11 protein-coding genes are annotated in these 12998 nt (G+C 65.3%); 6 read left to right on the top strand and 5 right to left on the bottom strand.

What is annotated here, in order from left to right; genetic code table 11:
* Nucleotides 1-29: 29 nt before the first annotated feature.
* Nucleotides 30-377, bottom strand: coding sequence for an STAS domain-containing protein (locus ABZ789_RS11200; protein WP_358423385.1), 348 nt, complete (start codon nt 375-377; stop codon nt 30-32).
* A gap of 405 nt (nt 378-782) precedes the next feature.
* Here ABZ789_RS11200 and ABZ789_RS11195 point away from each other — a divergent pair, with 405 nt between their 5' ends.
* On the top strand, nt 783-1202 hold the full coding sequence (locus tag ABZ789_RS11195) for an ATP-binding protein (RefSeq protein ID WP_358423382.1): 420 nt from the start codon (nt 783-785) through the stop codon (nt 1200-1202).
* Complete coding sequence (locus ABZ789_RS11190; RefSeq protein WP_358423379.1) at nt 1199-1981, top strand: SigB/SigF/SigG family RNA polymerase sigma factor; 783 nt, start codon at nt 1199-1201, stop codon at nt 1979-1981. The genes ABZ789_RS11195 and ABZ789_RS11190 overlap by 4 nt, the downstream gene beginning before the upstream one ends.
* A 43-nt stretch (nt 1982-2024) precedes the next feature.
* On the opposite strand, the gene ABZ789_RS11185 is transcribed toward ABZ789_RS11190, so the two are convergent.
* From ABZ789_RS11185 to aceA, 4 genes are all read right to left on the bottom strand, one after another.
* On the bottom strand, nt 2025-3086 hold the full coding sequence (locus ABZ789_RS11185) for an NAD(P)-dependent alcohol dehydrogenase (RefSeq protein ID WP_358423376.1): 1062 nt from the start codon (nt 3084-3086) through the stop codon (nt 2025-2027).
* Between the two features lie 80 nt (nt 3087-3166).
* Complete coding sequence (gene metE / locus ABZ789_RS11180; protein ID WP_358423373.1) at nt 3167-5458, bottom strand: 5-methyltetrahydropteroyltriglutamate--homocysteine S-methyltransferase; 2292 nt, start codon at nt 5456-5458, stop codon at nt 3167-3169.
* Nucleotides 5459-5561: 103 nt separating this feature from the next.
* Nucleotides 5562-6458, bottom strand: a complete 897-nt coding sequence (locus ABZ789_RS11175; protein WP_358423370.1) for a 3-hydroxybutyryl-CoA dehydrogenase — start codon at nt 6456-6458, stop codon at nt 5562-5564.
* Nucleotides 6459-6626: 168 nt separating this feature from the next.
* The gene (gene aceA, locus ABZ789_RS11170; RefSeq protein WP_358423367.1) at nt 6627-7916 is read right to left on the bottom strand and encodes an isocitrate lyase; all 1290 of its coding nucleotides are present in this window, start codon (nt 7914-7916) and stop codon (nt 6627-6629) included.
* Between the two features lie 490 nt (nt 7917-8406).
* On the opposite strand from aceA, the gene ABZ789_RS11165 reads away from it, so the two are divergent.
* The 4 genes from ABZ789_RS11165 (at nt 8407) to urtA (ending at nt 12994) form a co-directional block, all read left to right on the top strand.
* Nucleotides 8407-9594 carry a globin domain-containing protein gene (locus tag ABZ789_RS11165; protein ID WP_358423889.1) on the top strand — a complete coding sequence of 396 codons (1188 nt, stop codon included), beginning with the start codon at nt 8407-8409 and terminating at the stop codon, nt 9592-9594.
* A 53-nt stretch (nt 9595-9647) separates the two neighbouring features.
* Nucleotides 9648-11060: an acetate metabolism transcriptional regulator RamB gene (gene ramB / locus ABZ789_RS11160; protein ID WP_358423364.1), complete on the top strand. Its 1413-nt coding sequence runs from the start codon at nt 9648-9650 to the stop codon at nt 11058-11060.
* 22 nt (nt 11061-11082) lie between these two features.
* Nucleotides 11083-11484, top strand: a complete 402-nt coding sequence (locus ABZ789_RS11155; protein ID WP_358423361.1) for a PPOX class F420-dependent oxidoreductase — start codon at nt 11083-11085, stop codon at nt 11482-11484.
* Between the two features lie 235 nt (nt 11485-11719).
* Complete coding sequence (gene urtA / locus ABZ789_RS11150; RefSeq protein WP_358423358.1) at nt 11720-12994, top strand: urea ABC transporter substrate-binding protein; 1275 nt, start codon at nt 11720-11722, stop codon at nt 12992-12994.
* Nucleotides 12995-12998: the final 4 nt, after the last annotated feature.

Here is a 12998-nt window from a genome sequence, read left to right as displayed (position 1 = left end):
CCACGTCGTGTGGTCGGATCTCCCGCCGTCTAGGTCTCGCGAGCGAGCGCGGCAAGCACTCCTTCACGTGTCCTGTACGACTTGGCCGCGATGGCAGAGTCTGCGGCCCGTAGCAATCGTTGTACCGGTCGGCCGCCCAGGATGGCCCACCGCACGTTCAGAGCGCTCGCGCGCTCATCGAGCTCGTCGAACACCGACAAGCCGGCCGCGCCGAAGAATTCGACACTCGCGAGATCGAGGACCATGCGTGGCGAGCCCTCGATCTGCTGGTGAGCAAATGTGAAAAGAGCGCGCGCATTGCGGATGTCGATCTCACCACGCACGTCGACCCATACCAGGTCCGGCTCGATCCGCTGGGCGCTGAACTCTGCGCCCACTACCCGCTCAGCGGGGGCGTCGGACCTGATCGGCCTGGCCGACCACGTGGTCGGAGTGGAATCGGCCGAGCCTGAAATTCGCTGAGGAACAGTCATAGCACTTCCCAACATCGAAAATTGCGGGAAGCACGACCGGAGCGGCAGGCACGACCGATGTCCTCATGGAAACCTCCCGCAACGGGCGGTGCTTCCGTGTTCTCGGCTGTGTGCTCAACCAAGCCCCAACCATAGTCCATGTACGAGCACCACTCAACACGCGGACCGCACATTCCGGACATCCGCGTATGCTCGACCAGGTCGAGGTCGGTGGATTGAATTCTCAGGAGCTGGGTAATCTCTGCGACGACCCGGACAGACACGACCCCCTATGCTTGCCCCCCGGCCCGTACTGGAGATATCACGCTCATGGCGAAATCCGCGTCGATCGAATCGGCACGCGACAGCAATCCCCCGGCAGTCGAACTTCGAGTAGAGGCACACCCCGACCAGCTCGCCGTGCTCCGCGCGGTGGCAGCTGCGATCGCGCTGCAGCACGACTTCGACCTCGACACCGTGGCGGACGTGAAGCTCGCCGTCGACGAAGCCGCCACCCGGCTCATCATGGGCGCACCCCACGACGCAGTCCTGTCCTGCTCGTTCCGCGCAGCGGTGCCGCTGCTGCACATCAGCCTGTCGGCACCGACCAAGGATGCCTCTGCGATCGGCCAGCCGCGTTCCTTCGGCTGGCACGTGCTCAACTCGCTCACGGAGTCGATCTCGGTGACCGCCGACGATTCTCGAGCCAGGATCGACATGTCCATCTCCGAAGGCAGCAGCGATCGGTGACTCGCAACACCGGCAGGTCGAGCGACGAGTACGCCGACGTCACCGAAACCCTGAAAACACTTCTCGCACTCGGAGAGGACGACCCCACCCGGACCCGGATCAGGGACGAGGTGGTCGAACGATGCCTTCCGCTCGCCGAACACATCGCTCGGCGATTCGACGGCCGCGGTGAAGCCTTCGAAGACCTTCTGCAGGTCGCGCGTCTGGGACTGGTCAACGCGGTGGACCGCTTCGATCCCGAACGTGGTTCGGATTTCGTCTCGTTCGCGGTCCCCACGATCATGGGCGAGGTACGTCGGCACTTCCGCGATGCGGGCTGGGCCGTTCGTGTGCCCAGACGCATGAAGGAATTGCACCTGGCTCTGAGCAAGGCGACCTCCGAACTCTCCCAGCAGCTCGGTCGCGCCCCCACCGCGTCCGAACTGGCCGAAGAGCTCGGGATCGATCAGGAAGAGGTACTGCAGGGTCTCGTGGCCGGCAATGCCTATCAGACCGTCTCTGTCGACCGGTCCTCGCCGTCCGGAGACGACGGGCTCACCCTGGCCGATACGCTCGGCGACTACGATGCCGCACTCGACGAGGTCGAGAACCACGAGGCTTTGCGGCCTCTGCTCGAAGCACTCCCGCCGAGGGAACGGACGGTCGTGCTGCTGCGGTTCTTCGGCAACATGACGCAGACGCAGATCGCCGAGCGAGTCGGCGTCTCCCAGATGCACGTCTCCCGCCTGCTGACGAAGACACTCGCCCAGCTGCGCGAGCAACTGGGCGACAACTTCTGACGAGTCGACGTCCCGGGCTCGCGCTCGGGACGTCGACGACTCGTCAGAAGGTCGAAGCGTCGATCACGAAGCGGTAGCGCACGTCGCTGGCCACCACTCGGTCGTAGGCCTCGTTGATCCGGTCCGCGGAGATGAGTTCGATTTCTGCTCCGATGCCGTGCTCGGCGCAGAAATCGAGCATCTCCTGCGTGTCGGGGATGCCACCGACGTTCGACCCGGCCATCGCACGGTCGTTCACGGCCAGCGAGAACGCACGCACCGACAGCGGCTTCTCCGGAAGGCCGAGGCCGACGAAAGTGCCGTGAAGCCGGAGCATCGACAGATAGCGATCGAGGTCCAGGTTGACCGACACGGTGTTGAGAATCAGATCGAACTTCCCGCGCAGCTCCTTGAAGATCGCCTCGTCCTCGGTGGACCGGTAGTCGATCGCACCGAACCGCAGACCGTCGTCCCTCTTCGACAGCGAGTGGCCGAGCACGGTCACTTCCGCACCCATCGCCGCCGCGATCTTCACACCGACATGCCCGAGGCCGCCCATACCGATGATCGCGACCTTGCTTCCCGGTCCTGCCTTCCATCGCTTCAGTGGGGAGTACAGGGTGATTCCCGCGCACAGCAGCGGCGCCGCGGCGGCCGGGTCGAGGCCGTCCGGGATCCGCAGGACGAAGTGTTCGGTGACGACGATGTGGGTCGAGTAGCCGCCCTGGGTGACGCTGCCGTCGCGGTCGACGGAGTTGTACGTCCCCGTGGCCCGGTTGATGCAGTGTTGCTCGAAACCGGTCCGGCACGGATCGCATTCACCGCACGAGTTCACGAAACAGCCCACCCCCACACGGTCGCCGACAGCGTGTCGCGTGACCTCGGAACCGACCGCGGCGACGGTGCCGACGATCTCGTGACCCGGCACGACCGGATACTTCGTGCCGCCCCACTCGTTTCGGGCCGTGTGGATGTCCGAATGGCAGATGCCGGCGAACTCGATGGCGATGAGCACGTCGAGTGGACCGAGAGCACGACGTTCGACCGTCGTCTTCGACAGCGGTGAATCGGGAGCTGTGGCGGCGTAGGCGGCGACGGTGATCGTATCGGATGAAGAGGACGTCATTTCTCCACAACTACCCCGTCACGCGACGGTACGCACCCGCGGGGGCTCCCGCGGGTGCGTACCGTCGATGCGATCTTCTTCTATCCGGCCTGCTGTTCGGCCCGCCGGCGCAGTCTGCGTGCTGCAGCCACGAGATTGCGCAGCGACGGTTCGAGCTGCCAGTGGTGGCGTGTCTTGAGACCACCGTCCGGATTTGCCCACAAGCGGTCGAGTTCCACCGATTCCGCTGCTTCGGTAAGCAACTCGTCGAGTTCGTCGATGTCCGGGATCCGGGCGGACCGCGACTCGTAGACACCCGGGCCGACGCCGTGGGACAGCGCACGATCCTTGATCGCCTCGAGCACCCAGCGGATCGAGCGCGTCGCCACGATCGCAGTGACGTCCGCATCGAGGCGCTCGATCGCGTCGACGACCGACGCCTGACCCGAATAGGTCAGGTGCGTGTGGATCTGAGTCTCCGGCTTGGCACCGCCCGTAGCGAGACGGAAGGCGTCGACCGCCCAGTCGAGATACTCGGCGCGCCCGTCCTGCCTCAACGGAAGCAACTCACGGATGGCAGGCTCGTCCACCTGGATGATCGCGATACCGGCCCGCTCGAGATCCGCGATCTCGTCGCGGATGGCGAGCGCAAGTTGATCGGCTGTCTCGTGCAGGGGCTGATCCTGACGGACGTACGAGCGTGCCAGCATCGTCACCGGACCGGTGAGCATGCCCTTGACGGGCCTGTCGGTCAGTGACTGCGCGAACGAGATCCATTCCACGGTCATCGGCTTCGGACGCACGATGTCGCCGTAGAGGATCGGCGGGCGTGTGCAGCGCGAACCGTAAGCCTGCACCCAGCCGAAGTGCGTGGTGGCGAAGCCTTCCATCAGCTCGGCGAAGTACTGCACCATGTCGTTGCGTTCGTGCTCGCCGTGGACGAGCACATCGAGGCCGATGTCCTCCTGCAGACGGATGGTGGACTCGATCTCCTCCTGGATCCGCTTGACGTACTCGTCGTACGACAGACGCCCCTGACCGAGATCCTTTCGCGCCCGGCGGATCTCCTTGGTCTGCGGGAAAGACCCGAGGGTCGTCGCCGGCACCGGCGGCAGATTCAGTCGCTTCTGCTGAGCGGCACGACGCTCCTCGTATGGGGCACGCATCCGGTGCGCGGGGGTGACCGCGTTCAGCCGCGCACGCACGGTGTGCTTCTGCTTGAAATGCACCGACACGGGCGGCTTGCGCCAGCGTTCCTCGGCTCCGGTCGTGAGCGCCTTGGCGAGCGAGACGACCTCGCCCACCTTCTGCTTCGCGAACGCGAGACGATCGGCGACATCGCCGGGGATGTCGTACTCGACGAGCAGGTCGTAGGGCACGTGCAACAGCGAGCACGAGGTCGAGACGACGAGGTCGGGCGCGACCGCCGCGATCGACTTCAGGTACTCGAGAGTCCGGTAGCGATCGGCCTTCCAAACGTTGCGTCCGTCGACCACACCGGCGTAGATGCGCTTGCGCTTCAGTCCCGGCACCGCGGCCAGTTCCTCCGCGCTGATACGTCCGTTGACCAGATCCAGACCGATCGCCTCGACCTTCGATGCCGCCAGGATCGGCAGCGCCTCACCGAGGTGACCGTACGGTCCGGTCACGAGCAGACGCGGCCGCAGCGGAGCATGCGAGAGCACATCGTAAGCACGCGCGAGCGCTGCGAGTTCCTCCTCGCTGCGATCCTCGGTGAACGACGGCTCGTCGAGCTGGACGCAGGTCGCACCGGCACGCGCCAGCTGCTCGAAGAGCTTCTCGTATTCGGGAAGCAGCGCGTCGAGCAGGTCGAGTGTGCGGAAGCCCTCCTTCGTCGATGTCGGCGCGACCTTCGACAGCAGCAGCAGCGAGACCGGACCGAGCACCACCGGTCGCAGCTCGACGCCCTCGGCCTTCGCGCGCTCGAACTCGTCGAGCAGAGCCGCCGAGTTCAGCCCGAAGGAGGTGTTCTCGTCGAGTTCGGGCTGGCGGTAGTGGTAATTACTACCGAACCAGCGCACCAGCTCGAGCGGCGGGAAGTCCTCGCGGCCCCGGCACAGCGTGAAGTACAGGTCGAGTGGGTCGAGTTCGTCGGCCAGCGGCCGGAACCGCTCGGGGAGCGCCCCGAACAGCAGGGCGTTGTCCAGAACGTGGTCGTAATAGGAGAACGTGTTGCCGGGCACCTGAGTCAGACCCGTGGCTGCGAGTTCGCGCCAGGTGTTCTCCTGGAGCTCGCGAGCGGTCGCGACGAGTTCGTCACGTGTGCCCTCCCCGTGCCAGTAGGCCTCGAGGGCGAACTTGAGCTCGCGGCGGGGTCCGATGCGTGGGTACCCGAGGATGCTTGATCCGTATCCGTCGGCAGGAGTTGCCATGGGGGGTCGACCTTTCCCTCATGCACACCGCGCCCGTGCACCGGCGATCAGTGTGGGAACACTGTTGCCGGGCACGGGCGCCGTGTGCGGTGGTGCTACCTGGCTAGCCGGCCTTCTTGACCGTGCGGCCGTTGTCGGCGTACTCGTAGAAGCCGGCGCCCGACTTCTTACCGACGAGCCCCGCCTCGACCATGCGCTGCAGCAGCGGCGGTGCCGAGTACAGGGGTTCCTTGAACTCCTGGTACATGGAGTCGGCGATCGACTTGACGGTGTCCAGACCGACCAGGTCGGTCAGTGCGAGCGGCCCCATGGGGTGCGCGCAGCCGAGGACCATCGTCTTGTCGATGTCCTCCTTTGTCGCGAAACCGGACTCGACCATCCGGATCGCCGAGAGCAGGTACGGCACCAGAAGAGCATTGGCGATGAAGCCTGCACGGTCGGACGAGCGCACGACCTGCTTGCCGAGCACGTCGGCCGCGAATGCTTCAGCACGCTCGGACACCGTGGGGCTGGTCTTCAGGGTGGTGACGAGTTCGACGAGCGGGAGCACCGGCACCGGGTTGAAGAAGTGCATTCCGATGACCCGCTCGGGGGCACTGGTCGCGATTCCGAGCTTCATGATCGGAATCGACGACGTGTTCGATGCGAGCACCGCGTTCGGGTCGGTGACGATCTTGTCGAGCTCGGCGAAGATCTCGCTCTTGACCTTCTCGTCCTCGACGACGGCCTCCACAACGAGCTGCCGATCGGCGAAATCACCGAGGTCGGAGGTGAAGCGCAGGCGCCACGCAGCCTGTTCACGCTCCCGTTCGGTGATCTTGCCGCTGCTCACACCTCGGTCCAGGGACCGGAGGATGCGGGCGCGCCCGGCAGCCGCGAGTTCGCGGGTCTGCTCGAAGACAAGTACGTCGACATGAGCGCGTGCGCACACCTCGGCGATACCTGCGCCCATGATGCCGGCGCCGATCACGCCGACGCGCTGAATCTTTTCGCTGGTCACGTCAGCTCCTTCTCGTTGTGGGGGTCGTGGCCGAGGCCATCGGTGCATTACGGAAAGCAGGGGTGCGAACGCACCGGAATTGCTCCTGATGCGCACGCACCCCGCGGCGGGACACGGGGACCTGTGGATCCCGCCGCGGGGTGGTGGACCTCGGAGTGGCGCTTGTTCCTAGTGGAACTGGCCTTCCTCGGTGGAGCCCTTCAGGGCAGCCGTGGAGGTGTTGGGATCGACGGTGGTGGCGATGCTGTCGAAGTAGCCGGCACCGACCTCGCGCTGGTGCTTGATGGCGGTGAAGCCGCGCTCCTTGGCAGCCTTGAACTCGCGCTCCTGCAGGTCGACGAAGGCCGTCATGCCCTCACGGGCGTAGCCGTGGGCCAGGTCGAACATGCCGTAGTTGAGCGAGTGGAAGCCGGCGAGGGTGATGAACTGGAACTTGAAGCCCATCGCGCCGAGCTCGCGCTGGAACTTCGCGATGGTCGCGTCGTCCAGGTGAGCCTTCCAGTTGAAGGACGGCGAGCAGTTGTAGGCGAGGAGCTGGTCCGGGAACTCGCTGCGGACGCCCTCGGCGAACTGCTTGGCGACCTCGAGGTCCGGCACGCCGGTCTCCATCCAGATCAGATCGGAGTACGGAGCGTAGGCCTTCGCACGGGCGATGCAGGGCTCGATGCCGTTCTTGACGTGGTAGAAGCCCTCGGCGGTGCGCTCACCGGTGATGAACGGGCGGTCGCGCTCGTCGACATCGGAGGTGATGAGGGTCGCGGCCTCGGCGTCGGTGCGGGCGATGACCACGGTCGGGACATCGGCGACGTCGGCTGCGAGACGAGCCGAGGTCAGGGTGCGGATGTGCTGCTGCGTGGGGATGAGGACCTTGCCACCGAGGTGACCGCACTTCTTCTCCGACGCGAGCTGGTCCTCCCAGTGCGAACCGGCGACGCCGGCCGCGATCATGGCCTTCTGCAGCTCGTAGACGTTGAGCGCGCCACCGAAGCCGGCCTCACCGTCGGCGACGATCGGGGCGAGCCAGTTCTCGACCGAGGTGTCGCCCTCGACCCGGGCGATCTCGTCGGCGCGCAGCAGCGCGTTGTTGATGCGGCGCACGACCTGCGGGACCGAGTTGGCCGGATACAGCGACTGGTCGGGGTAGGTGTGGCCCGAGAGGTTGGCATCGCCGGCGACCTGCCAGCCGGACAGGTAGATGGCCTTCAGGCCGGCGCGGACCTGCTGGACGGCCTGGTTACCCGTGAGGGCACCGAGCGAGTTGATGTAGTCCTCGTTGTTGACGAGATCCCACAGGATCTCCGAACCGCGGCGAGCGAGCGTGTGCTCTTCGACGACGGTGCCCTGCAGCTTGGCAACCTGCTCAGCGGTGTAGTTGCGGGTGATGCCCTTCCAGCGCGGATTGGTGTCCCAATCCTTCTGGATCTCTTCTGCAGTCCTCGGGGTGCCGGTGGTCGACATCAAATCTCCACTCTCTAGATCTGCCCCGCTCGGGATGAAGCAGTACGCCTGTACGACTTCACATCCTTTGCGTGCCGTTCGGATGTACAACAACGACAATGGCACAGACCAAATACCGCGTCTACCTGTTGCTAATGCCAATCTCGGTTATTTTCGCAACAGCCATTGCAAAGTTTGCGAATCGATGGTCGGTCCAACTACCCGAATCGGACAAGGCGTTTATTACCCGTCAGTAGGATTTACCTCGCGTTTTGCCCCTCTGATACCCGCTCCCGGGTGCGCAAACACCGGTCGACCGATCGCGCGCCGATCGGACGATCGGACACCTGTCTGTGGTCACCTTCACAACGCACGACCCCGACCACCGGACCCCCATGGAACTCTCGGGTCACGCCCGTAACATGACTCCGTCCGGATCGGGGCCGGCCGCCGTGCAGCGTTCGTCCGCCCCGAGGCCCGGCCGAGCAGCCAACCGAACAGAGGAGTCGACATTCTCTCGAGCACGTCGCGGTCGATCGTCGAGGCGACCCTGCCGGCGGTCGGCGCCGAAATCGGCACGATCTCCCGCGTCTTCTACAGCAAGCTCTTCCGTGCCCTCCCCTCCCTGAAGGACACCTTCAACCGCACCAACCAGGCCAACGGCGACCAGCAGCGGGCACTCGCCGCCTCGGTCGCCTCCTTCGCGTCACTTCTCCTCACCGAGGAGCCGGCGGACATCGATCCGATCATGGAACGGATCGCCGCCAAGCACGCCTCCCTCGGCGTGCGCTCCGCGCACTACGAGATCGTGCGGACGCATCTCTTCGCCGCGATAGCCGAAGTGCTCGGCGAAGCCGTCACCCCGCAGGTCGCGATCGCGTGGCACGAGGTGTACACACTGATGGCCAATTCGCTGGTCGAGCAGGAGACGAAGCTGTACCGGCGAGCCGGCGTCGCCCCCGGCGATGTCTGGCGCTCGATGGTCGTGGCCGAGCACGAATACGACGGCGCGCATGCTGCCACCCTTCACCTTCGGCCCGCCGACCACGAACCACTGCCCGGTTTCCTTCCCGGTCAGTACATCTCGGTCAAAGTCCCTCTCCGTGACGGATCCGCGCAGATCCGCCAGTACACGGTGTTCCCGGGACGGTTCCGCAACGAATGGGCCATCACCGTCAAACGCACACCGGGCGGACTCGTCTCCCCGGTGCTGTGCGACGACCTGCGAGCCGGCGACCCCCTCGTCGTGTCGCTGCCGTTCGGCAGTCTCGTCCTCGACGACAGCGATGAGCCGCTCCTGCTCGTCTCCGCCGGGATAGGGGTCACGACGACCATCGCCGCGCTACGCGACCTGCAGTCCCGACGCGCCGAGCGGAAGGTCGACGTCCTGCACGTCGATCGCACGCCCTACGAACAACCGCACCGGACAGAGATCCGGGCACTCGTCGACTCGCTGCCGGACGCCCGATTGCACGTGCGCTACACCGAATACGACGAGATCCGCAGCGACGGACGAACCCCTTTGGCCGGCATGAACATTCCGTCCGACGCGCGAACCTATGTGTGCGGACCGGTCCCGTTCATGCGCGCCATCCGCGCCGACCTCGTGGCCGCCGGTGTCGCTCCCGAGTCCATTCACTACGAGGCATTCGCACCCGGCTCGTGGTTCGGTCTCGAGAACGTGCCCACCACCGATTAACAGGCTGCGAACGCCGCCTTGCGAAGACTGCGAGGCAGTTCTACCCTGGGCGAATGGCCAAGACCTATGTGGGCGCCCGGCTGCGGCAGCTACGCACCGAGCGAGGACTCAGCCAGGCAGCGCTCGCCAAGACACTCGAGATCTCCGCGAGCTATCTCAACCAGATCGAGCACGACGTCCGGCCGTTGACGGTGCCTGTCCTGCTGCGTATCAGCGAGGTCTTCGGAGTCGACGCCACCTTCTTCTCCTCACAGGACGACACGCGCCTCATCGCCGAGATGCGTGAGGTAGCGCTCGACCGGGAGATGGGCATCGAAGCCGACGCCCAGGAGATCGCCGAGATGGTCGCCGCCCACCCCACGCTCGCGCGCGCCATGGTCAACCTGCACCGGCGCTTTCGCAACACCACCGCACAACTCGCCGTCGCCACCGAGGAGCGGTACAGCGACGGAAGCGGCAGCGGCGCAATCACCATGCCGCACGAGGAGGTGCGCGACTACTTCTACCAGCGGCAGAACTATCTGCACGATCTCGATACCGCAGCCGAGGAACTCGCCAACCGCATCCGCTTCCACCGGGGTGATGTAGGGGGCGAGATCGCCCGCCGCCTGACAACGGTCCACGATGTGCAGATCGTCAAGCGCATCGATCTCGGGGAGAACATCCTCCACCGCTACGATCCCGAGACCCGGGTCCTCGAAGTCGCACCACAACTGTCCGGAGGCCAGCAGGTGTTCAAGCTGGCCCTCGAACTCGCGTATCTGGAATGCGGTGAGCTCATCGATCGTCTCGTCGCGGAAGGTTCGTTCACCAGCGACGCCTCGCGGGCACTGGCACGCCTCGGTCTGGCCAACTACTGGGCGGCAGCGCTGATCCTGCCGTACACGCAGTTCCACGACATCGCCGAGGATTTCCGGTACGACATCGAGCGCCTTTCCGCCTTCTACGGTGTCAGTTACGAGACCATCGCGCACCGGCTGTCGACCCTGCAACGTCCGAAACTGCGGGGAGTCCCGTTCTCGTTCGTTCGAGTCGACCGCGCCGGCAACATGTCGAAGCGACAGTCCGCCACCGGTTTCCACTTCTCCACGAGTGGCGGCACCTGCCCGTTGTGGAACGTATACGAGACCTTCGCCTATCCGGGCAAGATCATGACGCAGATCGCGCAGATGCCGGACGGTCGCCGGTACCTGTGGGTCGCGCGCACCGTCGAACGTCGTGCTGCGCGCTACGGTCAACCCTCCAAGACGTTCGCGATCGGGCTCGGTTGCGAACTGCGGCACGCGCACCGCCTCGTCTACGCCGACGGCCTCGAACTCGACGAATCCAATCCGGGTACACCGATCGGCTCGGGGTGCCGAGTGTGCGAGCGGATGAACTGTCCGCAACGGGCCTTCCCTCCTCTGGGCAAGGAGATCGACATCAACGAGCACCGCAGCTCCGTCTCGCCCTATCTCGTACGGTGACGGCCGCCGGTAGGCTCGTGGCATGGCACGTACCCCCGATGCGATAGGCGCGAAGGCACTCGAGTTCCTCACCGAGTACCGGCTCGCGACGCTCGCGACCCTCCGCAAGGACGGATCGCCGCACCTGGTCGCAGTCGGGTTCACGTGGGACGCCGACGCCGAAGTCGTCCGCATCATCACCTTCGAGGGGTCACAGAAGACCCTCAACGTCGAGCGCAGCGGATACGCCTCCGTGAACCAGGTCGACGGCGGCAGGTGGATCACCCTCGAGGGCCCGGCCCGGGTGACGCGCGAACCTGCCGATGTCGCCGAAGGCGAGCGTCGCTACGCCGCCCGCTACCGCGAGCCACGACCCAACCCCCGGCGCGTCGTCATCGAGATCGCCGTCGAGCGCGTCATGGGCTCGGTCCTCGAACCGAAGTAACCTTCCCGCTCACTCGCCGGCCGTCCGCCGCAGCCGTTTCCGCTGCGGTGACGAAGCCTGCGGCAGGTAGGTGTGCGGACCTTGTAACACGGACGAAATGCAGGTCACGCAACCGTGACCGGAAGATATTCTCGCGCAACAACACCCTTCTACTGTTTGGCCTCACGGATACAGCGCTGTATACGCCTCCCGGATACACCGGGGCCCCGGCCACACATGCAAGGAAGGGCTCTACATGTCTGTAGTCAGGTCCAGGCTCGCCACCCGCGCCATCGCGGCCCCCGCAGCACTCGTCGCAGTCGGTCTCGTGCTGACTGCCTGCGGAAGCCGCGCAGGTGACGATGGCGCGACGACCGCGTCCGGCGCGGCCTCGTGCGTCGACACCTCGGGCGACACCATCAAGGTGGGCTCGCTCAACTCGCTGTCCGGCACGATGGCCATCTCCGAGGTCACAGTCCGCGATTCGATCGCGTTGGCCGTCGAGGAGATCAACGCCGACGGAGGCGTCCTCGGCAAGCAGATCCAGATCGTCTCCGAGGACGGCGCCTCCGAGCCCACGGTGTTCGCCGAGAAGGCCGAGAAGCTCATCGGATCCGATTGTGTCGCTGCGGTGTTCGGTGGTTGGACATCCTCGAGCCGCAAGGCGATGCTGCCGGTCTTCGAGGATCGTAATGCGCTGCTGTACTACCCTGTCCAGTACGAGGGACTCGAATCCTCGTCGAACATCTTCTACACCGGGGCGACGACCAACCAGCAGATCGTTCCGGCGCTGGAATACCTGAAGGAACAGGGCGTGAAGTCGCTCTACCTCGTCGGCAGCGACTACGTCTTCCCGCAGACCGCCAACCGGATCATCAAGGCGTACGCCGAGGCCAACGGTATCGAGATCAAGGGCGAGGACTACACCCCGCTCGGGTCCACCGACTTCTCCACGATCGTCAACAAGGTCCGCACCGCCGACGCCGACGCGGTCTTCAACACACTCAACGGTGACTCCAACGTCGCCTTCTTCCGTGAGTACACGAACGCCGGCCTGAACGCGAAGGACATGCCGGTCGTCTCGGTGTCGATCGCGGAGGAGGAAGTGGGCGGCATCGGTGCGCAGAACATCGAGGGCCAGCTCACTGCCTGGAACTACTACCAGACCGTCGATTCTCCCGAGAACAAGTCGTTCGTCGAGGCGTACAAGGCGAAGTACGGAGCGAACAAGCCGACCTCCGACCCGATGGAAGCCGCATACACCTCGGTCTACCTGTGGAAGAACACCGTCGAGAAGGCCGAGTCGTTCGCGGTCGAGGACGTGATCGCCGCGGCCGACGGCGTGTCGTTCGAGGCACCCGAGGGCACCGTGACGATCGACGGCGACAACCACCACATCACCAAGACCGCTCGTATCGGTGAGATCCGCGGCGACGGCCTGATCTACACGGTGTGGGAGTCCGACGGTGCGATCGATCCCGATCCGTATCTCGAGTCGTACGACTGGGCCGCGGGCCTGTCCGGCAACTGACACC

The organism is Rhodococcus sp. NPDC047139 (assembly GCF_040643435.1).
In the GTDB taxonomy this organism is placed as follows: domain Bacteria; phylum Actinomycetota; class Actinomycetes; order Mycobacteriales; family Mycobacteriaceae; genus Rhodococcus.
This window is presented reverse-complemented; position numbering and strand designations above follow the sequence as displayed.